General features: G+C 71.4%; 18 protein-coding genes, 1 rRNA gene and 1 pseudogene. 10 read left to right on the top strand and 10 right to left on the bottom strand.

Going from position 1 to position 19,729, the window contains the following annotated elements; all coding sequences use genetic code 11:
• Positions 1-85: ribosomal RNA gene (gene rrf / locus ABIA35_RS37120) — 5S ribosomal RNA — on the top strand; the annotation flags it as partial.
• A 121-nt stretch (positions 86-206) separates the two neighbouring features.
• Here rrf and ABIA35_RS37115 read toward each other — a convergent pair.
• Positions 207-2,030 carry a hypothetical protein gene (locus tag ABIA35_RS37115; protein ID WP_370361033.1) on the bottom strand — a complete coding sequence of 608 codons (1,824 nt, stop codon included), beginning with the start codon at positions 2,028-2,030 and terminating at the stop codon, positions 207-209.
• On the opposite strand from ABIA35_RS37115, the gene ABIA35_RS37110 reads away from it, so the two are divergent.
• Both ABIA35_RS37110 and ABIA35_RS37105 read left to right on the top strand, forming a co-directional pair.
• Positions 1,926-2,888: a hypothetical protein gene (locus ABIA35_RS37110; protein WP_370361032.1), complete on the top strand. Its 963-nt coding sequence runs from the start codon at positions 1,926-1,928 to the stop codon at positions 2,886-2,888. The two genes, ABIA35_RS37115 and ABIA35_RS37110, sit on opposite strands and share 105 nt — an antisense overlap.
• A 361-nt stretch (positions 2,889-3,249) precedes the next feature.
• Positions 3,250-4,782 carry an aldehyde dehydrogenase family protein gene (locus ABIA35_RS37105; RefSeq protein WP_370361031.1) on the top strand — a complete coding sequence of 511 codons (1,533 nt, stop codon included), beginning with the start codon at positions 3,250-3,252 and terminating at the stop codon, positions 4,780-4,782.
• 86 nt (positions 4,783-4,868) lie between these two features.
• Here the strand turns inward: ABIA35_RS37105 and ABIA35_RS37100 are convergent.
• The 3 genes and pseudogenes from ABIA35_RS37100 to ABIA35_RS37090 form a co-directional block, all read right to left on the bottom strand.
• Positions 4,869-5,231 (bottom strand): annotated as a pseudogene (locus ABIA35_RS37100) (RNA-binding S4 domain-containing protein); the annotation flags it as partial.
• A 45-nt stretch (positions 5,232-5,276) separates the two neighbouring features.
• The gene (locus ABIA35_RS37095) at positions 5,277-5,717 is read right to left on the bottom strand and encodes a VOC family protein (RefSeq protein WP_370344870.1); all 441 of its coding nucleotides are present in this window, start codon (positions 5,715-5,717) and stop codon (positions 5,277-5,279) included.
• A 56-nt stretch (positions 5,718-5,773) separates the two neighbouring features.
• Positions 5,774-6,388 carry a pyridoxamine 5'-phosphate oxidase family protein gene (locus tag ABIA35_RS37090; protein ID WP_370361034.1) on the bottom strand — a complete coding sequence of 205 codons (615 nt, stop codon included), beginning with the start codon at positions 6,386-6,388 and terminating at the stop codon, positions 5,774-5,776.
• Positions 6,389-6,543: 155 nt separating this feature from the next.
• Here ABIA35_RS37090 and ABIA35_RS37085 point away from each other — a divergent pair, with 155 nt between their 5' ends.
• Positions 6,544-7,254, top strand: coding sequence for an HAD family hydrolase (locus ABIA35_RS37085; RefSeq protein WP_370361030.1), 711 nt, complete (start codon positions 6,544-6,546; stop codon positions 7,252-7,254).
• 39 nt (positions 7,255-7,293) lie between these two features.
• Here the strand turns inward: ABIA35_RS37085 and ABIA35_RS37080 are convergent, their stop codons facing one another.
• The gene (locus ABIA35_RS37080; RefSeq protein WP_370361029.1) at positions 7,294-8,277 is read right to left on the bottom strand and encodes an MBL fold metallo-hydrolase; all 984 of its coding nucleotides are present in this window, start codon (positions 8,275-8,277) and stop codon (positions 7,294-7,296) included.
• Between the two features lie 205 nt (positions 8,278-8,482).
• Here ABIA35_RS37080 and ABIA35_RS37075 point away from each other — a divergent pair, with 205 nt between their 5' ends.
• On the top strand, positions 8,483-9,331 hold the full coding sequence (locus tag ABIA35_RS37075; protein ID WP_370344867.1) for a DMT family transporter: 849 nt from the start codon (positions 8,483-8,485) through the stop codon (positions 9,329-9,331).
• Between the two features lie 4 nt (positions 9,332-9,335).
• Here the strand turns inward: ABIA35_RS37075 and ABIA35_RS37070 are convergent, their stop codons facing one another.
• The 5 genes from ABIA35_RS37070 to ABIA35_RS37050 form a co-directional block, all read right to left on the bottom strand.
• A complete protein-coding gene (locus ABIA35_RS37070; RefSeq protein ID WP_370361028.1) occupies positions 9,336-9,773 on the bottom strand; it encodes a hypothetical protein in 438 nt (145 codons plus the stop codon).
• 90 nt (positions 9,774-9,863) lie between these two features.
• Positions 9,864-10,880: a peptidoglycan-binding protein gene (locus tag ABIA35_RS37065; protein WP_370344865.1), complete on the bottom strand. Its 1,017-nt coding sequence runs from the start codon at positions 10,878-10,880 to the stop codon at positions 9,864-9,866.
• 246 nt (positions 10,881-11,126) lie between these two features.
• On the bottom strand, positions 11,127-12,581 hold the full coding sequence (locus ABIA35_RS37060; RefSeq protein WP_370361027.1) for a GDSL-type esterase/lipase family protein: 1,455 nt from the start codon (positions 12,579-12,581) through the stop codon (positions 11,127-11,129).
• Positions 12,582-12,680: 99 nt separating this feature from the next.
• Positions 12,681-13,637, bottom strand: coding sequence for an NADP-dependent oxidoreductase (locus tag ABIA35_RS37055; protein WP_370361026.1), 957 nt, complete (start codon positions 13,635-13,637; stop codon positions 12,681-12,683).
• Positions 13,634-14,308, bottom strand: coding sequence for a TetR/AcrR family transcriptional regulator (locus ABIA35_RS37050; RefSeq protein WP_370361025.1), 675 nt, complete (start codon positions 14,306-14,308; stop codon positions 13,634-13,636). Before ABIA35_RS37050 ends, ABIA35_RS37055 begins: the two co-directional genes overlap by 4 nt.
• Positions 14,309-14,370: 62 nt before the next feature.
• On the opposite strand from ABIA35_RS37050, the gene ABIA35_RS37045 reads away from it, so the two are divergent.
• From ABIA35_RS37045 to ABIA35_RS37025, 5 genes are all read left to right on the top strand, one after another.
• Positions 14,371-14,778, top strand: coding sequence for a PPOX class F420-dependent oxidoreductase (locus tag ABIA35_RS37045; RefSeq protein ID WP_370344861.1), 408 nt, complete (start codon positions 14,371-14,373; stop codon positions 14,776-14,778).
• Between the two features lie 63 nt (positions 14,779-14,841).
• Positions 14,842-15,288 (top strand): SPW repeat protein, encoded by a 447-nt coding sequence (locus ABIA35_RS37040; protein WP_370344860.1) that lies wholly within the window; start codon positions 14,842-14,844, stop codon positions 15,286-15,288.
• 199 nt (positions 15,289-15,487) lie between these two features.
• The gene (locus ABIA35_RS37035) at positions 15,488-17,983 is read left to right on the top strand and encodes a glycoside hydrolase family 3 N-terminal domain-containing protein (RefSeq protein ID WP_370361024.1); all 2,496 of its coding nucleotides are present in this window, start codon (positions 15,488-15,490) and stop codon (positions 17,981-17,983) included.
• A 132-nt stretch (positions 17,984-18,115) separates the two neighbouring features.
• Entirely contained in the window at positions 18,116-18,547 is a 432-nt protein-coding gene (locus tag ABIA35_RS37030; protein ID WP_370344858.1) for a VOC family protein, read from the top strand.
• A 65-nt stretch (positions 18,548-18,612) separates the two neighbouring features.
• The gene (locus ABIA35_RS37025) at positions 18,613-19,653 is read left to right on the top strand and encodes a LacI family DNA-binding transcriptional regulator (protein WP_370344857.1); all 1,041 of its coding nucleotides are present in this window, start codon (positions 18,613-18,615) and stop codon (positions 19,651-19,653) included.
• Positions 19,654-19,729 lie beyond the last annotated feature (76 nt).

Raw genomic sequence — 19,729 nt, 5'->3', positions numbered from 1 at the left:
TCCCATTCCGAACCCGGAAGCTAAGCCCGCCAGCGCCGATGGTACTGCCAGGGGGACCTGGTGGGAGAGTAGGACGCGGCCGGACTAAATTTCACGAAGCCCTCTCCGGGATGATCCGGAGGGGGCTTCGTCGCGTTTGGCCCTTTCTTCCGCGGTGCGGGAGGATGGACCCCGACTCATAACAGGAACAGGAGCTGCATCCAATGTCACCATCTTCGGACCGTCGCCCGGGCCGCTCCGACCGGGACCGCGACCGAGGCCAGGGGCCCCGCGGCGGCGACAACCGCCGGCCGGCGGACGACCGCTCGGACCGTACCGGCGGTAGCGACCGCGGCGACCGTGGCAACCGTGCCGGCTCTGGTTCCGGCTCCGGCTATGGTGACCGCTCCGGCAGCCGCGACTCCCGGGGTGGCTACGGCGACCGTCCGGGCTCGCGCGACAGCCGTGGATATGGCGACCGCGACTCCGGCGGCGACCGTGGCCGTGGCGGCCATGGCGACCGTGACTCGCGGGGCGGTCGTGACTCCGGTGGCGACCGCGGGCGGGGTGGCTACGGCGACCGCGACTCGCGCGGTGGAGGTGGACGTGACGCCGGCGGCGACCGCGGGCGTGGCGGGTACGGCGACCGGGACTCGCGCGGTGGTTCCCGCTATGGGGATCGTGACTCGCGCGGCGGCTCCGGCTCCGGCGACCGCGATTCGCGGGGCGGCTACGGTTCGCGGGACGGGCGAGGCTCGGACTCGCGCGGTGGTTTCGGTTCCCGGGATGGTCGGGGCTCGGACTCGCGCGGCGGTTTCGGTTCCCGGGATGGCCGAAGCTCCGACTCGCGTGGCGGCTCTGACTCCCGTGGTGGTTTCGGTTCGCGGGACGGCCGGGGTTCTGACTCCCGTGGTGGTTTTGGTTCGCGGGACGGCCGGGGTTCGGACTCGCGGGGCGGTTTCGGTTCCCGGGATGGCCGGGGTTCGGACTCGCGCGGTGGTTTCGGTTCCCGAGATGGCCGAAGCTCCGACTCCCGTGGTGGTTCCGATTCGCGGAGCGGCTCCGGTTACGGGGACAGGGATTCTCGCGGAGGCGGCAGCCGTGGCGGCTTCGGCTCGCGCGATGGCGACCGTTCTGGTTCGCGCGATGGACGTGACTCGCGGGGCTTCTCGGGGCATGGCGGCTACGGCGAGCGTGACTCGCGGGGCGGTCGTGACTCGGGCCGTGGTGGCTATGGCGACCGTTCCGGTTCGCGCGGCTTCGGTGGCGACCGGGATTCCCGTGGCGGTGACGGCGACCGTTCCGGCTCTCGCGGCTTTGGCGGCGACCGGGACTCCCGTGGTGGCTATGGGGATCGGTCTGGCTCCCGGGGTGACCGGGATTCGCGTGGTGGCTATGGCGACCGTTCCGGCTCCCGGAGCTTTGGCGGCGACCGGGATTCGCGTGGCGGTGACCGGGACTCCCGTGGTGGCTACGGCGACCGTTCCGGCTCTCGCGGCTTTGGCGGCGACCGGGACTCCCGTGGTGGCGACCGGGACTCTCGTGGTGGCTATGGCGACCGTTCCGGCACGCGCAGCTCCGGCGGCGACCGGGACTCGCGCGGCGGTTACGGCGACCGTGGCGGTCGTGGTGACTCGCGTGGTGGGACCGGCGACCGTGACTCGCGGGGTGGCTACGGCCAGCGCGATTCGCAGGGCGGCGACCGTGAGCGTGGCTACGGCGACCGTGACCGTCGTGACAGCTTCGCCGGCGACCGGTCCGAGCGTACTGAGCGGCCTGAGCGTTCCGAGCGTCCCGAGCGCGAGTTCGGCTCCCCGCGTGGCTTCGGCGACGACGGTGCGCGCCGTGGCTTCGCCGAGGAGGACACACGGGGCGGCTTCGGTCAGCGTGAGGGCGGCGGTGCCGGGTTCGAGGGTGTCAACGGAGAGGCCCGTGAGGCCGAGGACGTGCTGGAGATCTCGCCGGACGCGACCGTCGACAAGCTCGACAAGGACATCCAGGACGAGCTCGCCCAGCTGCTGAGGTCCAAGGCCACGCTGGTGGCCGGGCACCTGGTCATGGCCGGGCAGAACCTGGACGAGGACCCGGAGCTGGCCTACCGGCACGCGCGGACCGCGATGAAGCTCGCGCCGCGTCTGGCCTCCACGCGGGAGGCCGCCGGGCTGGCCGCGTACCTGACCGAGCGGTACTCCGAGGCGCTGGCCGATCTGCGGACCGTGCGACGGATCACCGGGACCAACGACCACTGGGCCGTCATGGCCGACTGTGAGCGGGGCCTGGGACGTCCGGAGCGGGCCCTGGCGATGGCCGCCGCGCCGGAGGCCAAGACCCTGGACAAGGAGACGCAGATCGAGCTGCGGATGGTCGCGGCCGGCGCCCGGATGGACATGGAGCAGCCGGAGGCGGCTGTGGTGCAGCTGCAGGGCGCCGATCTGACGCCGGCGAAGATCCAGCCCTGGACCGCGCGTCTGCGCTACGCCTACGCCGAGGCGCTGCTGGCGGCCGAGCGCGAGGACGACGCGCGCGAGTGGTTCATGCGGGCCGCCGACGCCGACGCCGAGGGGCTCACCGACGCCGCCGAGCGGGTCGACGAGCTCGACGGCATCGCCTTCGACGAGTTCGAGGACGAACTCGACGCGGAGGAAGGCGACGAGGCCGAGGACGCCGGCGAAGCCGTTGAGGCTGGCGGGGCCGGGGAAGCCGGTCACGTCGCGGAGGACTTCGAGGACGACGACGAGGAAGAGTTCGACGACGACGAGGACGACGAGGACGACGACGCGGAGGAGGACGACCGCGGCGACGACCTGGACGACGACCTCGAAGCCGAGGACGCCGACCACATCGACCGCGACGACCACGACGACCGCGACGAGCACGACGCCGACCACTCCCGGTCCGACAAGGACTGACGACTGGCCCGGACAGACCCGGACTGACTTGGACTCTGGCCCGGACTGACTCGGACTGATCCAGGGCTCTGGCCCGGATTGAATCTGCACCGCCGATCGGCGGCCGCCCCTCGAGGCGGCCGCCGGTCGGTCGTTTCCGGCCGCGCCGGCCGCCGCGCACGGCCCTTCGCGTTTGCTTGGACCCGCCCTGGATCCGGCCCGGATCCACCGCACGTCCCAACTCCCTATTGCCCCAGGCCGTTTCGAGGTGAAGGATCGGAACCATCGACGTTACCCGTTGGTAGCGATCGTCCGGACACCCTCCGGAACCACCGTCCCCGACCCCCATCCACCTCCCTCCGTACGGAAGAGGCAGTCAGCCATGAGCGATCAGGGTTCAGCTAACGGCGCGGCTGTCGGCGTCCTGGAACCGGGCGCCCCCAGTTTCGTCTCCTACGACCCCGCCGACGGCGGCGAGGTCGCCACCTTCCCCGCCATGACCGCCGAGCAGGTGCGTGCGGTCGTGGGCGAGGCGCGCCAGGCGTTCGCCTGGTGGTCCTCGCTGTCCTGGGCCGAGCGTGAGCGCCGGCTGCGCAAGTGGGCTGGTGTCATCACCCGCGGGCTCGACGAGTTGTGCGAGCTGATGCACCGGGAGAACGGCAAGCCGCGCCAGGACGCCTTCCTGGAGGCGTTCCTGGCCATCGAGCACATCGGCTGGGCCGCCGGCCACGCGCGCAAGGTGCTGCACCCGCGCCGGGTGGGCACCGGGCTGCTGATGTCCAACCACGCCGCGACGCTGGAGTACCAGCCGCTCGGTGTCGTCGGCGTCATCGGTCCGTGGAACTATCCCGTGTTCACTCCGATGGGATCGATCGCCTACGCGCTGGCGGCCGGCAACGCCGTGGTGTTCAAGCCCTCGGAGTACACCACCGCGATCGGCAAGTGGGTCGTCGACGCGTTCAACCAGGCCAACCCGGACGCGCCGCACCAGGTGCTGCGGCTGGTCACCGGGACCGGGCCGACCGGGGCCGCGCTGTGCGAGTCGGGCGTGGACAAGATCGCGTTCACCGGCAGCGCGCGGACCGGGCGCAAGGTGATGGCCGCGTGCGCGCCCTCGCTGACGCCGGTGCTGATGGAGTGCGGCGGCAAGGACGCGATGATCGTGGCCGGCGACGCCGACGTGGCCAAGGCCGCCGACGCCGCGCTGTGGGGCGCGATGTCCAATGCCGGGCAGACCTGCGTGGGCATCGAGCGGGTCTACGTCGTGGACTCGGTGAAGGACAAGTTCGTCACCGAGCTGACCTCGCAGATCCAGAAGCTGGCGCTGGCCCCCGGCGAGGGTCCGGACGCCGCCTACGGCCCGATGACCATGCCCTCGCAGATCGACGTGGTCCGCGGCCACATCGACGACGCCATCGCCAAGGGCGCCACGGTGCTGGTCGGCGGCAGCGGCGCGGTGAAGGCGCCGTACGTCGAGCCGACCGTCCTGCTGGACACGCCGGAGGACTCCAGCGCGGTGCGGGAGGAGACGTTCGGACCGACGATCACGATCAAGGGCGTGCGGGACGTCGAGGAGGCGATCCAGCTGGCCAACGCCACCGACTACGGCCTGGGCGCCTCGGTCTTCGCCCGCCACGGCGGCGCGGCCATCGCCCGGCGCCTGCGCAGCGGGATGACCTCGGTCAACGCGGTCATCGCCTTCGCCGGCATCCCGGGCCTGCCCTTCGGCGGCGTCGGGGAGTCCGGGTTCGGCCGCATCCACGGGGCCGACGGGCTGCGCGAGTTCACGCGGCCCAAGGCGATCACCCGGCGCCGGTACTCGACGCCGTTCGAGCCGACGACGTTCGCGCGGAACCCTAAGACCCTCACGATCATGCGGAAGTACGCGGAGACGCGGTACGGCCGTAAGAAGTAGGGCGGTCTTCGCACGAGATGACGCCGCGGCGCCGGATACCCTGAGTCCGGTTCCGCGGCGTTCTGCTGCTCGGGGCCTTCAGAAACTCAGAAGTCCCGCCCGCGCAGCCGGTCCATGTCCCGCCGTTCGCGCTTGGTGGGCCGTCCGGCCCCGCGGTCGCGCACCGCGACCTGGACGAACAGCTCCCGCGGCGGGGGCGGCGGGCTGTTGTCGACGTAGCACTCGGCGGCGACCGGGGGGCCGACCCGCTTGCTGATCAGCCTGCTGACCACCACGACCCGCTCGCGCTGGTCCTGCCGGACCCGCACCTCGTCGCCGACCCGCAGCAGGTGCGAGGGCTTCACGCTCTCGTTGTTGACCTTCACGTGCCCGCCGCGGCAGGCGTCGGCGGCCATGGAGCGGGACTTGGTCAGCCGCACCGACCAGATCCAGCTGTCCACGCGGACGGCGGAGGCGCTCTCGGACGTCATGACCGTGACTTTAACCGGCGGTGCTCACGAGTGCAGACACAATTCGTTGCCCTCCGGGTCGGCGATGGTGATCCAGCTCGAGGGCCCCTGGCGGCCCCGGTACAGCTCGGTGGCGCCCCGGGCGGTGAGCCGCTCCAGCTCGCTCTCCAGGTTCCCGTCGCCGACCTTGATGTCCAGGTGCAGGCGGTTCTTCACGGTCTTGGGCTCGGGCACGGCCTGGAACAGGATGCGCGAGCCGGGGCCGGCGTCCCGGCCGGCGGGGTGCACGACGGCCTGCCCCGCGGCCCAGACCAGGACGCCGTTGTGGGTCGTGGTGTCGGACTCGGCGGCCTGGCCCTCGGCGATCATCCGGCGGATGAAGCCCTCGTTGGAGGGCTCCAGGTCCCAGCCCAGCGTCTCGGCCCACCAGTCGGCCAGGGTGTGCGGATCGGCGGAGTCGACGACGACTTGATAGGTGAGGGCCATGGTCCCGACGCTACCCGGGCCCGCCGACAAGCGCCGCCGCTGACCCCGCTGAGCTGCTACTTCTTGGTGACGTAGATGCTCTTCTCGTAGCTGGCGCCGTAGTACTCGGTCAGCTCCTCCAGCGACTCGCGCGTCCACTGCACCGACTTCACGATGGCGGCGTGCGGCGGCAGCTGGTCCGGGTCCCACGTCGGGGGCTTCCACAGCGCCGAGCGCATGAAGGCCTTCGCGCAGTGGAAGAAGATCTGCTCGATCTCGACCTCCAGCGCCATGATCGGCCGGTGGCCCTTGACGACCATGTCGTCGAAGTACGCGGCCTCGCGCACCAGCCGCGCCCGGCCGTTGATGCGCAGCGTCTCGGTGCGGCCGGGCACCACGAAGATCAGGCCGACGTGCGGGTTGCGCAGGATGTTGTGGTACCCGTCGGCGCGCCGGTTGCCGGGCCGCTCGGGGATGGCCAGCCGGGTGTCATCCAGGACCTTCACGAAGCCGGCCGGGTCGCCCTTCGGGGAGACGTCGCAGTTGCCCAGCTCGTCGCTGGTGGCCAGGAAGCACAGCGGCGAGGCGGCCAGCCACCGCCGGTCGATCGGCTTGAGCCGGACGCGCTCCTTGTTGATCGCGCGCTCCATCGGCTCGCCGAGCAGCTCGCGGAGCTCGGCCTCGGTGGTGATGGCGGCCTCGGCCGGGGCCGGGGCGATGACTGGTTCGGTCGGTTCATTGTGTGTCTGGACGGCGGCTTCGGTCACTGCGGCGGCCCTTCCGGAGTGGTAATGGCCCGCGAGCTTGACGGGCCCGTACCAATGTAGCGCTCAGTACGATCAGCTCCATGGGGCCGCTCGCGCTGTTCGACCTGGACGACACACTCATCGCTCTGGCACCGGCCTTCCGGCGCTTCGCGCGGGACTTCGTCCGGGGCTTCGCGTTGCCGACAGGGTCGGAGGATTGGCTGGTCGAAGCCTGGGATCCGTATCAGAGGCGCGATGAGTTCTTCGCCAGGGTGCGGGAACGCTATGGGCTCACCGAGCCTGTGGAGGTTTTGTGGCGGCTCTACCGCACGCGTATGCCAGAGTTCGTGGAGCTGCGGGACGAGGTGCGCGACGGGCTGGTCGCGTTGCGGCGCGCCGGGTGGCGGCTGGGGATCGTGACCAACGGCGAGGCGGACAATCAGCTCGGGAAGATCGAGCGCACCGGGCTGGACCGGCTGGTCGACTCGGTGGCGGTGTCCGGGGCGCTGGGCGTGCGCAAGCCTGATGCGGAGATCTTTCGGATCGCCGCCGAGGGTGCGGGATGTGTTCTGGCCGACGGCGGCTGGATGGTCGGGGACAACTCCGGTGCTGACATCGGAGGTGGTGCGGCGGTGGGGCTGAGGACGGTCTGGATCGATCGCGGCCGCGAGTTCGCTGCTCCGGCCGCCACTGCTACTGCTACTGCTACTGCCCTCGCGACCCCGACCCCGACCCCGACCGCCACCCCCACCCCCACCGCCACGGTCAAGGACGTCGTCGAGGCGTTCCCGCTCCTGCTGGCTTGTCGATAAACCGATTGGTATATCTGACGACAGTCGGCTCGGCGTGCCTCACCCGGCGCTCGAGGCGTCGGCCATCGGATGCTCCCAGCCGTCCGCCTTGTCCAGGTACTTGTTGATCCCCACGATGTTCGACGCGTACGAGGACAGCTCCTCGAACTTCGTCTGCGTCTCCTCGTTCGCCTGCTCCACCGGGTAGCGCGCGGCCGTCTTCTCCCGGACCATCTCGATCGCGTGGTCCAGGTCCAGGCGGCTGGTGCGGGCGTCGCGCACCAGCTCCACCCACAGCCGCACCTCCTCCTCGGCGCGGGCCAGGATGTCGCTGACGTCGCGGACCGGGCCGTAGTGGCTGAACAGCAGGCGGGTGGGGCGCAGCGTGCGGAACTTCTCCAGGGAGTTCAGGGCCAGCGGGAGGTCGAAGTCCGGCGGGGGAGTGCCGGGGCGGACGTCGCCGGGCTGGTCGGGGTCGTCCGAGGGGATGTAGAGGCCGGCGGCGTCGCCGACGTACAGGTCGCCGGTGAGGCTGTCGATCAGGCCGACGTGGTGGCGGGCGTGGCCGGGGGTGTGGTGGGTCTCCAGGCGCCGGCCGCCGCCGAGGTCGATCGAGCCGATGTCCTCCACCGCGCGCACCCGGCGGGCCTCAGTCGGCAGCAGCGGCCCGAACACGTCGTCCATCAGCGAGCCGAACACCCGGCGGGCGCTGGACATCAGCCGGGTCGGATCGACCAGGTGCTTCGCGCCGGAGGCATGGACCACGATCTCGGCGTTCGGGAACATCGCCGCCAGGTCCCCGACGCCGCCGGCGTGGTCCAGGTGGATGTGCGTGACCACGATCGTCCGCAGGTCCTGCGGGCCGACCCCGAGCGCGGCGAGCGCGTCGCGCACCACCGGCGCCGACTTGGCCGTGCCGGTCTCGATCAGCGCCGGGTGGTCGCCGAGGATGGCGTAGCCGGCGGTGATGCCGGTGTGGCCGGACATGAGGGTGTCGATCTGGTGCGTGTGCGAACCGAGATCTGTACTCACCGGATTCGACATCTGAAACCCCTGGTCGGGAGGCGGTTTCGCCCGCTTCCGGCGTGGGTGGCCGGTGTACGGGCCTTGCTTGGGAAACGTATCAGCCGTGGGCGCGGGGCGTCGTACGCGGGCGCTGTCCGTGCGGCTGGGCATGCGTCTGGGCATGCGTTTGGGCAAGCGCGTGTCCTGCGAAGATCCCGTGCGGCCAAGCGCCATGCTGTGAACCATGTCCATTGCGGTCGCGGTGACGGCGGCGCTGCTGGCAGCGCTGTCCTTCGCAGTCGCTGCCGTGCTTCAACAGGCCGCAGCCGCGTCGGTGCCCGAAGACCAGGCCCTGCGGCTGAGCCTGTTCGCCTCGCTTGTGCGGCGGCCGGTCTGGGTCGCGGGGATGGCGCTGGACGTCGCTTCCTTCATCATCCTGGGTGTGGCGCTCGCGTTCGGTCCGCTGGTGCTGGTGATGCCGCTGGCCTCCACCGACCTGGTGTTCGCGCTGCCGCTGCTGGCCTGGCGCCAGGGCCAGCGCCTGACGGGGGCCGAGGCGGCTGGTGCGGCGTGCACGGTCGGCGGCATGGCCGCGTTCCTGGTGGTGCTGCCCTCCACGAACGGGACCGTGGTGCCGGCGCTGGAGGACTGGGTGCCGGTGCTGGCTGTCGTGGTGGCACTGGCGGCCGCGCTGCTCGCGGTGGGGGTCCGCAGGTCCGGCAACGTCCGGACCGCCTTGTACGCGGCGGCGGCCGGGATGCTGCTGGCCCTGCTCGACGCCCTGGCCAAGAGCACGGCGGACCTGTTCCGCAACGACGGCCTGGCCACGTTGGGGCACTGGGAGCCGTACGCGCTGATCGGCGTCGGCATCACCGGGCTGCTCCTGGTGCAGAGCTCGTACAACGCCGGCTCCCTGGCGGTCGCCCTGCCGGTCATCGACACCGTGGAGCCGGTCGGTTCGGTGCTGATGGGCGCGGTCGTGTTCTCCGAGCCGCTGGCCACCGGGCGGGCGCTGGCCGTCCAGGTCCTGGCCGGGATCCTCGCGGTCGCCGGGATCGTGATCCTGAGCCGGTCTCCGCTGGTGCGGGCCTGAGCGTTCAGCTTCCGGGGGCGGTCACCTCGGTGATCTTCGTGATCTCCCCGCGGGGGTCGATGGCGAGCTGTGCCGCGATCGGGTCCGCGGTGCGGGGGTGCGCCGTCAGGGAGTCGGCGAACTGCTCGATCGAGCACGGGGTGGTACCTATCAGCACCGTGGGATCGCTGGACAGCGGGAACGTGTAGGTCGACGCTCCGGCGACCGGCTCGTAGGTTCCCTTGCCGTTGCTCCCGACGTAGAGCACCGCCGGGCTGAACGCGAGAAGTCTGGTCTTGGCGTCATAGCCGACCAGGACGGCGACCTGGGTCGTTCCCCGCAGGGCCGAGGCCGCCGGTGCGACCGGCTCGTAGGAACGTGAGCCGCACGCGCCGACCAAGGTCAGGATCGCGGCACAGCAGCCGGCGGTCGTGGATATCCGGGTACGTACAGACGGGGTCACAACTAGTTGACCGGCGCGGGGCGGAATCGGTTCGAAGACCCGGGCCCCGGCTCGGGGATCCGGGCCGGGGCCTGAGCTACCTCGTGCCGGTCAGTCGCCGACGAGGGTCTCCCACGTCAGCGGGCCGATCTGCCCGTCGACCTGCAGGCCGTGCGCTGACTGGAACGCCTTGGCCGCGGCTTCGGTGCCGGCGCCGAACTGGCCGTCGACCGACAGGCCGTAGCCGTACTTGTTCAGTTCCAGCTGCGCGGCCTTGACCGCGTCGCCGGAGGAGTTCAGCTGGATCTGGACGATCAGCGAGCTCCAGGTCTGCGGGCCGATCTGGCCGTCGACGCCCAGGCCGTGCGCGGACTGGTAGGACTTGGTGGCGGCTTCGGTGTTGGCGCCGAAGGAGCCGTCGGTCGCGATGGCGGCTCCGTGGTCGTCCAGCAGGTACTGGGCGGCCTCGACGTTGGTGCCCGAGTCGTTGACCGTCAGGTTCGGCCACGGCGGCACCCCGCCTCCGCCCGGGGAGCCGCTCTCGTTGTTGTACCGGTAGGGCTTGTACAGCGAGGCCGCCGGGCCGCTGGTGTTCGGCCAGTACGGGTACGGGATCGCGCCGTGGTGCACGCCCTGGTCGCCGGAGTTCTCCCAGGCGTTGTACTCGGTGTGGGCGCTGTTGGCCCAGCCGTCGAAGATCAGCACGTGCCCAGCGTTGCCGCCGGTGCCGGACCCGAGCACGCCCAGGATGTCGCCGGGCTGCAGGTCGTCCTTGCTGATGGAGTGCACCACCGAGGGCAGCGTCACCGTGGTCAGGCTGCTGGACAGGTGGAAGGCCATCGACACGTAGCCGGAGCAGTCGGTGCGGTAGGAGACGTCGTTGCCGGGCCCGTACTTGTAGGTCGTGGTGCTGTACGGGGTCCCGTTCCACGACGCGGCCCGGGACAGGATCTCCGAGGCCGAGATGCTGCCGTTGATCGAGGAGGCGGGCTTGACCGCGGCCGCGGCCACCACCTGGTGCGTGGTGCCGCTCGCGGCGTTCGCGGCGTTCGCGGCCACCGGGGCCGTGGCCACCAGGGCCGCGGCGCCGACCACGGCCAGCGCCGCGGTCTTCGGGGTGAACCTCACGAATGGTTCCCTTCTGGTCACTGGAATCTGATCCTCAGTGCTTGGTGTCAGCACTTTGAGAACCACAGTGGACACCGGGGCGGAGCGCCCGCGACAGGTGCGCGACGGTTCACCAAACGGCAGCGCAGGAACTGGAAGGGAGGCAAAGGGGGATCGGTCCGGGCGCAACCGGACAGCCCGGACTCAGGACTCCCCGGACTCAGACCTCCCGGACTCAGTTCTTCCCAGACTCAGTGCTCCCCGGACTCAGGGTCCGCCGGTGCTCGAGGTCTCCCCGGACGACGACGAGTCCCCGGACGACGTCTGCCCGGTGGACGGCGACCGCTCGGCCTCGTACAGCGCCCCCTGGTCGGCCAGCGCTATGGCCAGCTCCCCGGCCGCCGTGGGATGCAGCGGGGCCTTGTCCTTCGGGCCCTGCACGAACGGCTCGGCGCTGCACAGCGCGTGCCCGGCGAACGAGGGCTGCACCGAGGTGAAGCCGGCCGCGTCGGCGCCCTGTTGCAGCGCGGTGTTGAGCTGGTCCAGGCGGCCCTGAAGGGTCTTGGCCTTGGCCGCGTCGACGTGCTCGGCGGCCAGGCAGGAGGTGTCGGGGCCGAAGGGGTCGTAGTACTGGTTCACGATCACCGCCGGGTGCCCCGGCAGGGCCGCGAGCTGGGTGAGCAGGTCGCGGTAGTCCATGACGAACTGGGCGGTCTGCTGCTGGAAGTAGGCGTCGGTGACCCGGTCGTCGCAGTCCGGGCTGGCGGCGCAGAACCGGGTCAGGTCGGCCCAGTGCAGGTCGTCGGCGCCGACGCTGACGATGATCACGCGGGCCTTCGGCGCGCGCTGGAGCTGGGCGATCTGCGCCGGCGCGCTGAGCGAGCCGGCCGGCTGCGGGCCGAGCAGGCCGGTGCGCACGGTCGCGCCCGAGCAGGCCAGGTTCAGCACGTTCCAGTTGTTCACCGCGGCCAGCTGCTCGGCGAAGGAGTCGGCGCTGCGGCCGCAGGCCTTGTCCAGGGCGCTGGGATGGGCCACCGGCCGGTTGCCGATCGCCGCCGCGGTGGAGTCGCCGATCACCACCGCCTGCACCCCGTTCAGCGAGGGCCCGTCGGCCGGGGCGACGGGGTAGCCGGCGTTGCGGCCGACGAGGTCGGACAGGGAGTGCACGTGCCGCAGGGCCGTGGGAGTACCGGAGGCCAGCAGGACGAATCCCACCGCGTTGACGGCTGTCATCGCCACCACCCCGGAGGCCAGCACGGCCACGGTCCGGCGCAGGGAGTACCGCCGCAGACCGGTTACAGCGGAGAGCACTACCACGACGATGCCCGCCGACACCGCGCTCTCCCACAACCCGTACCGCAGCCACCCGGCGGACAGCTGGCTGCCCAGGATGCCCGCGCTGTTCTTGTCGCTGGAGCCGAGCAGCTGTTCCAGTTCGGCGTTCGCGGTGATGTGCGTGAGCCGCAGCCGGGGCCGCACCGGTCCCGGGAACTGCGGCTGGGTGGCGATCGTCTGGCCGAACAGGTCCATCTCGCCGGGGCCGGAGAAACCCAGGCCCGGCGCCGCGGCGCCTACATCGACGGTCTGTCCGGCCGCCGTCACTGACTGCAACGGTGTGATGCGCACGGCCATCCACAACGATGCGAGCAGCAGGAAGGCCGCCGCCACCGGGATCGCAGCCCGGAGCGCCCATCGGCGCCACGCTATGGATGTCTTGTGCAAACCAGTGACTGTCATTAACCGGACGGAGGACATAGCAGCCGCATACCCGTGTATGTGCAGCCCTCACTGTAGCGCTCCCGGTTGGAGCCCTCAGCGCGCTCAGGGCATGAGGAACACCAGCTTGCCACGCACGTGTCCGCCGTCAAGCTCTTTATATGCCTCGGATGCCTGATCCAAGGCGAATGTCCGCTGGACGAAGACCTTCAGCCGGCCGGCCCGCGTCAGTTCCACGAGCTCCCGCAACTGCTCGGCCGACCGGCGCGTGCTCATCCGGCGGATCCCGTACCGTTCGACCTCGGCCGCGGCGGCGACCGTGCCGATCCGTGACCGGTCGGCGACCAGCTCGGTCGAGGCCTCCAGCGCGTCGGGGGTCCCGGCGGTGTCGAAGGCGGCGTCGACCCGTGCGTCGAACTGTGCTTCGAGCGTCGCGTCGACCGGCGTGTGGAGGGCCGAGCGGACACGCTCGGCGAGTCCGGGTCCGTAGACGACCGGAACGGCACCGAGCTCCCGCAGGAACTCGTGATTGCGTTCCGAGGCGGTCCCTATGACCCGAGCTCCGCGCGCGAAGGCGATCTGCACCGCCATGCTCCCGACGCCTCCGGCGGCGCCGTGGATCAGGATGGTGTCGCCCGGTCCTACCTCCAGATCGGACAGGCAGGTCGCGGCGGTCTGTCCCGACGCGGACAGCGCGCCGGCCTGGCTCCAGTCCAGCCCGGCGGGCCTGGCCACGAGCTGGGCCGCGTCGGCCAGGGCGTGGTCGGCGTGCGCGCCGGGGGCCGCGGCCGGGCCGAGGACGTCATCGCCGAGCCGGAGGTGCGCCACGCCCGGACCGACCGCGTCGACGACCCCGGCGAGCTCGTTGCCGAGCCGCTGCGGGAACCGGGCCGGCATGAAGGCGCGGAAGCGGCCGCTGCGCAGCAGCGAGTCGGCGGGCTGGAGGCCGGCGGCCCGGACCCGTACTCGGACCTGGCCCTCGCCCGGCGCCGGCGGCTCGGCCTGCATCAAGCGCAGGACTTCGGGGCCGCCGTACTCGGTGAACACGATCGCGGAACTCATACGGAAGGTCCCTCCTCAGGGTCCTGGCCGCGCGGGGCCAGCAGTTTGACGATCTCGGCGGCGCACCGGTCGCGGTACTCCGGCGAGAGCGGGTCCAGGCCGGTGATGTCGCGGACGAAGTGCGGCAGGGCGATCGGGGCGAAGGTGAGCGCGTAGCACAGCAGCAGGGCGAACGCCGGGTCGAGGTCCTCGGCGACCTCGCCGGCGGCCTGGCGCCGCCGGATGCCGTCCACGCCCGCCCGCAGGCGCTCGGACTGCTCGTCGGGCGGGGCGTCGGGCGGGGCGTCGGAGGTGTCGCCCAGGGCGCGCCAGACCACCAGGCGCGACCAGTCCGGCTGGTCCAGCGTCAGGTCGAGGTAGGAGCGCACGGATTCGGCCAGGGGTGCGGCCGGTCCGGGGGCGTGCTGGGCGCTGGCGGCGGCCCACCGGGCGCGCAGCTCGTCGAGCAGGCCCTGCTTGCCGCCGAAGTGGTACGCGATGAGCTGCTGGTTCACCCCGGCCCGGGCGGCGATCTCGGCGGTGCGGGCGCCGGCGAAGCCCTTCGCGCCGAACTCGGCGACGGCGGCTTCCAGGATCTTCTCGCGGGACTGCGCCGAGGTGCCGCGGGCGGACCGCGGGGGTGCGGCGCGGCGCGGGGAGGACTGTGGTGTCGGTTCGGGCGCGGTGGACATGGTGCCAGGCTACATTATTCAATCGAATGAATGACAACCGTTCCGATCCTCCGGGAGTCGCGATGATCTTCACTGAAGTCGAACTGGACTACCTGCGCCACCAGCGCCTGGGCCGCCTGGCCACCCAGCATCCCGACGGCACGCTCCAGGTCAGCCCGGTCGGGTTCGGCGTCAACGCCGAGCTGGGCACGATCGACATCGGCGGCCGGGCCATGGCCGCGAGCCGCAAGTACCGCAACGTCGCCGCGAACGGGGCGGCGGCCTTCGTCGTCGACGACGTGGTCAGCACGCAGCCGTGGACCGTGCGCTGTCTGGAGATCCGGGGGCGGGCCGAGGTGATCGAGGACCCGGTGGACTCCCGAGCCAATACGGGCGGTCCGATCATCCGGCTGCATCCGCGGCGGATCATCAGCTTCGGCGTCGATCCGGGGAATCCGGCGGCGGGCAAGCGGACTGTGGCTTCCGGGTGAACAAAAGCGGATACTTGTGACAAAAGGCTCTACGTGAGGAGATCGGGAAGGGAAGTGAGAGCCATGTCCGAGACCGCACCACGGCATGCGTCGGACATCACCACGCACCCGGATGCGCAGGAAATGCGGGAGCGGTTCGCCAAGGTCGTGCAGGGGCCCCGTGCCTCGATGCTCGACGGCGCGGTCGTCCTGTTGGGGATGTACATGGCGATCTCGCCGTGGGTCGTGCACTCCATCTCGTCCGACCTGCGGGTGAACAACCTGGTGATCGGCCTGTGCCTGGCCGCGTTCGGCTTCGGCCTGGCGTTGCAGCCCGAGCGGCTGTACCGGCTGGGCTGGATCGCCGTGCCGGTCGGGGTGTGGATGATCATCTCGCCGTGGGTGGTGACCGCGGGCCACAGCGCGCCCATGGCCGTCATCTGGAACAACGTGGCGATCGGGGCCGTGGCCGTGCTGTTGGGCCTGGCTATGCAGGGGATGACGATGGGCGCCGTGCGCACCAGGCGCTGACCGCCACCCTCCCTCGGCCGCCGCGGCCCGCTCCCACCCCCCTCTCCCGGAGCGGCCGCGGCGGCCGCTTGAGCGCGCCCGTCGGCAGAGCCTTGACGCACCCGCGTTCCCGCAGTTGACTGACTCCCCATCAGCAAGATTGTTTGCGGCCGCACCAAACCTCACTCATCGAAGCTAGTAACAGCTGGGAGTGTCCTTGATGCGTGCTCGAACACCCTGGTCACGGCCGCTCAGGAGCCGTACACAGGCGCGCTCGACGCGGCGCCTGGTGCACGTCACCGTCGCCGCCGCGCTCACTTTGGCCACCATCGACGCGGTCGCCGCCACCGGCGCCGCGGCCAACGCCGCACAGCCGAAGTACCTCGACAAGACCGCGCCGATCGCCGCGCGGGTCAACGATCTGCTCGGCCGCATGACCCTGCCGGAGAAGGCCGGGCAGATGGACCAGCAACTGGTCGACAACGCGACCGCCTCCGCCGGCGGCGCCTGCGGGTCGGCCGGCTTCGCCCTGCCGACCCCGGCGTGCATGCAGTCGGCGATCATCGACCAGAACGTCGGATCGATCCTGGCCGGCGGGACCGACAACCCCGCGGACACCACGGGCAGCGGTACCAGCGGCAACACCGCTCAGGACTGGGCCGCCGACTACAACACCATCCAGCAGTACGCGATCGCCCACTCGCGGCTGCACATCCCGCTGAGCTTCGGCGTCGACGCCGTCCACGGCTTCGGCCACCCCTGGCAGGCGCCGCTGTTCCCGCAGTCCATCGGCATGGGCGCGACCTGGGATCCCTCGCAGGCCCAGGCCGGCGGCGCGATGACCGCCGCGGCCCTGCGCTCGACCGGCTGGACCTGGGCCTTCGCCCCGGTGCAGGACCTGGCGCGGGACAACCGCTGGGGCCGTACCTACGAGACATGGGCCGAGGAGCCGGCGCTGTCCTCCGCGATGGGCGCCGCAAACGTTACCGGCCTGCAGACCCCGGCCCCGGCCGGCGGCCTGGACGTCAGCGCGACCGTCAAGCACTTCGCCGGGTACTCGGAGTCGGTCAACGGCCACGACCGCAACGAGGCCCTGCTGCCCCTGAACTACCTGCAGAGCACGATCCTGCCGTCCTACGCCGGGGCGATCAACGCCGGCGCCGACGCGGTGATGGTCGACTCCGGCTCCATCAACGGCGTGCCGGCCACCTCCTCGCACTACCTGCTGACCGACATCCTGCGCGGCCAGATGGGCTTCAAGGGCGTCATCATCAGCGACTACCAGGACGTGCAGGCCCTGCAGACCTCGTACCACATCGCGGGGAGCCTGCCCGACGCCGTGGCCGAGGCGGTGAACGCCGGCCTGGACATGAGCATGGAGGTCAACGGCCCGGACCAGTGGCAGAGCGCGATCGTCCAGGACGTCGGCGACGGCAAGATCCGGATGTCGACGATCAACGACGCCGTGCGCCGCATCCTCACCATGAAGTTCCAGCTCGGCCTGTTCGACCAGCCCTGTGTGGCCGATCCGAGCAAGCCGTGCCTGAACGCCGGGGCCGCCGACGCCGTGGTGACCTCCGGGCGCGACCAGACGCTGAAGGCCACGCAGGAGTCGATCACGCTGCTGCGCGACCAGAACAGCGTGCTGCCGCTGGCCGCGGGCGCCCGCGTGGTGGTCACCGGCCCGAGCGCCGACTCGATGACCAACCAGCTCGGCGGCTGGAGCGTGAGCTGGCAGGGTGTCGCCGGTGCCGGGCACGTGTGCTGCATGGGCTCCCCGGACCAGATCCCGCCGGGCACCACGGTGCAGACCGGCATCCTGGGCGCCGACACACAGGCCACCTCCATCCCTGACCAGGCCGCAGCTGTGGCCGCCGCTCCCAACACCGACGCCTACGTCGCTGTGGTCGGGGAGAAGGCGTACGCCGAAGGCCTCGGCGACAACCCGGCCCCGGCCCTGCCTCCGGACCAGCAGGCGCTGATCTCGGCGCTGGAGGCGACCGGCAAGCCGGTGATCGTCGTGGTCGAGGCCGGCCGTCCGGTCGGACTGGGCTCGGCGGAGAAGGCCGACGCGGTGCTGATGGCCTACCAGGGCAGCACCGAGGCCGGGCAGGCCGTGGCGGACGTGCTGTTCGGCAAGACCGACCCGAGCGGGCACCTGTCGATCAGCTGGCCGTCCGACGCGCCGGCCGTCGGCGGGGACTTCGACGGCAGCGCGCCGTCCCCGCTGGGCGACGAGCCGAAGTTCTTCGACCAGCTGCCCGGGACCGGCTCAGGGCCCGGACACGCCTACAACCCGCTCTACCCGTTCGGGTACGGGCTCTCCTACACCACCTTCAGCCACTCGGGGCTGTCGGTGACGCCGAGCGCCTCGGCGCGCGGCAGCCTCACCGCGACGCTCACCGTTGCCAACACCGGTACTCGATCGGGGACGGACGTCGTGCCGTTGTACGTGGCCCAGCCGGTCAGCTCGTCCGCGGAGCCGCCGCAGCGGCTGGTCGGGTTCACCCGGGTGACCCTGGCCGCCGGGGCGTCGCAGACCGTGAAGGTCACCTTCCCGGCCTCGGCGCTGGCCCGGAGCCAGGGCGACATCGACGCCTCCGGGCCGCCGACCGTCGAGCCGGGCGGGTACGTGCTGCAGATCGACAAGGAGGCTGACACCACGCCGTACGACGTCGACCTGTCGGCGCCGTTCACGCTGACCGGTGGTCGGTAGCAGGTAGCAGGTAGCCAGCGGCCGGTGCGGGCGACTTCTACAGGGGTCGCCCGCACCGGCCGCGCGTTTGGCCGGGTGTTTGGCTGCGTGCTTGGCCGCGCGTTTGTCAGTGGGCGCGGTTAGCGTGAGCCCGTGAAGACAAATCGCTCGATCCCGTCTGCGACCGTCATCCCGGTGCTGGTGTATCCGGACGTCCGGGCCGCCGTGGAGTGGCTGACGGAGGTCTTCGGGTTCGCCGAGCGCATCCGGATCGGTGAGGACCACCGGTCGCAGATGCGCATCGGGGAGGACGGGGCCGTCATCATCGCCGACGTGCGCGGAGCTCGTACGGCGCCGCAGGCCGGTGTTGAGACCCATCTGTTGAAGGTCCGGGTCGAGGACGTGCGGGCGCAGTACGAGCGGGTGAAGTCGCACGGTGCCTCGATCGTCGGGGACCTGGCCGAGCAGCCGTTCGGGGAGTTGCAGTTCACGGTCGACGACCTGGCCGGCCATCGGTGGGAGTTCTGCGAGAGCGTGCGGGATGTGGATCCGGCCGAGTGGGGCGGGACTGTCGTGGAGGAGTGATTGCCGGGCGGTGGTGTGGCGCCTCGTGAACGGTCACATGTTCGTGCGCTAGCGTGAACGCCGACATGAAATCCACGGGACAGACCACCATGCGGCACGTCGCCGACCGGGCCGGCGTGTCCTACCAGACGGTCTCGCGGGTCATCAACGACGCCGGCGGCGTCGCCCCGGAGACCCGCGAGCGCGTCCTGGCCGCGATGCGCGAGCTCAACTACCGGCCCAGCCTCGCCGCCCGCGCGCTGGCCCGTGCCCGCACCGACACGATCGGCCTGGTGCTGCCGTTCCCGGTCGAGGTGACCTTCGCGAACGCGCACTTCGTGCAGACCGTCGGCGGCGTGGACCGGGTGGCCGCCGAGAACGACTTCAGCGTGCTGATCTCCAGCCCCGACGCTGAGGACCTGGAGCTGTCCGCGCACCGCCGCCTGGTGCGCCGCCGCGCGGTGGACGGCGTCATCGTCGAGGCGGGCATGGGCGACGAGGGCATCGGGCTGCTGGTCGAGGCCGGCTACCCGGTGGTGGCCATCGGGCACGTGGCCCTGGCCGTCCCCTCGGTCCGGCCCGACGACGAAAGCGGCGCCTACGGCGCGACCCAGCACCTGCTGGCGCTGGGTCACCGCCGCATCGCCCTGATCGCCGGCGGCAGCCCGACCAATCCGACCAACCTGGCCCAGCGGGCGCGCCTGCGCGGCTGCCGCCGGGCGGCCGCGGATGCCGGCGTGCCGCTGGAGGAGGACCTGATCGCCGCTGGCGAGTTCTCCCTGGAATCCGGCCACCGGGCCGCCCAGACCCTGTTCGACCGCCCCGACCCGCCGACCGCGGTCCTGGCCTTCAACGACGCCATGGCCATCGGCGCGATGCGGCTGCTGCGCGAACGCGGCATCTCGGTCCCGCGCGAGGTGTCGGTCGTCGGCTTCGACGACACCCCGACCGCCGCGCTGCTGACGCCGTCGCTGACCACGGTGCGCATCTTCAGCTCCGAGCTCGGCCAGCGCGCCGCCCGGACGTTGATCGGGATGCTGCGCGGGACGAAGGTGGCGCCGGTGCCGGCGGTGTTGCCGAGCCAGCTGGTCGTGCGGGAGTCGACGGCGCCGGTGCGGCGGGAGTAGGGACAGGCGCGGGCTGGGTGGCGTGCCGGTAGCCGGTAGCCGGTATTTCTGGCTGACCGGCTGGCTGTAGGCGCTA

The organism is Catenulispora sp. MAP12-49 (assembly GCF_041262705.1).
Lineage (GTDB): Bacteria > Actinomycetota > Actinomycetes > Streptomycetales > Catenulisporaceae > Catenulispora.
Note: the sequence above shows the minus strand (reverse complement) of the source record. Positions and strands in the feature narration are given on the sequence as shown.

Coding starts and splice junctions, on each gene's coding strand:
- ABIA35_RS37050 (WP_370361025.1), bottom strand. CDS start 14,308: ATGTCCACCGCGCCCGAACCGACACCACAGTCCTCCCCGCGCCGCGCC.
- ABIA35_RS37025 (WP_370344857.1), top strand. CDS start 18,613: ATGAAATCCACGGGACAGACCACCATGCGGCACGTCGCCGACCGGGCC.
- ABIA35_RS37045 (WP_370344861.1), top strand. CDS start 14,371: ATGATCTTCACTGAAGTCGAACTGGACTACCTGCGCCACCAGCGCCTG.
- ABIA35_RS37075 (WP_370344867.1), top strand. CDS start 8,483: ATGTCCATTGCGGTCGCGGTGACGGCGGCGCTGCTGGCAGCGCTGTCC.
- ABIA35_RS37040 (WP_370344860.1), top strand. CDS start 14,842: ATGTCCGAGACCGCACCACGGCATGCGTCGGACATCACCACGCACCCG.
- ABIA35_RS37105 (WP_370361031.1), top strand. CDS start 3,250: ATGAGCGATCAGGGTTCAGCTAACGGCGCGGCTGTCGGCGTCCTGGAA.
- ABIA35_RS37055 (WP_370361026.1), bottom strand. CDS start 13,637: ATGAGTTCCGCGATCGTGTTCACCGAGTACGGCGGCCCCGAAGTCCTG.
- ABIA35_RS37085 (WP_370361030.1), top strand. CDS start 6,544: ATGGGGCCGCTCGCGCTGTTCGACCTGGACGACACACTCATCGCTCTG.
- ABIA35_RS37095 (WP_370344870.1), bottom strand. CDS start 5,717: ATGGCCCTCACCTATCAAGTCGTCGTCGACTCCGCCGATCCGCACACC.
- ABIA35_RS37035 (WP_370361024.1), top strand. CDS start 15,488: ATGCGTGCTCGAACACCCTGGTCACGGCCGCTCAGGAGCCGTACACAG.
- ABIA35_RS37080 (WP_370361029.1), bottom strand. CDS start 8,277: ATGTCGAATCCGGTGAGTACAGATCTCGGTTCGCACACGCACCAGATC.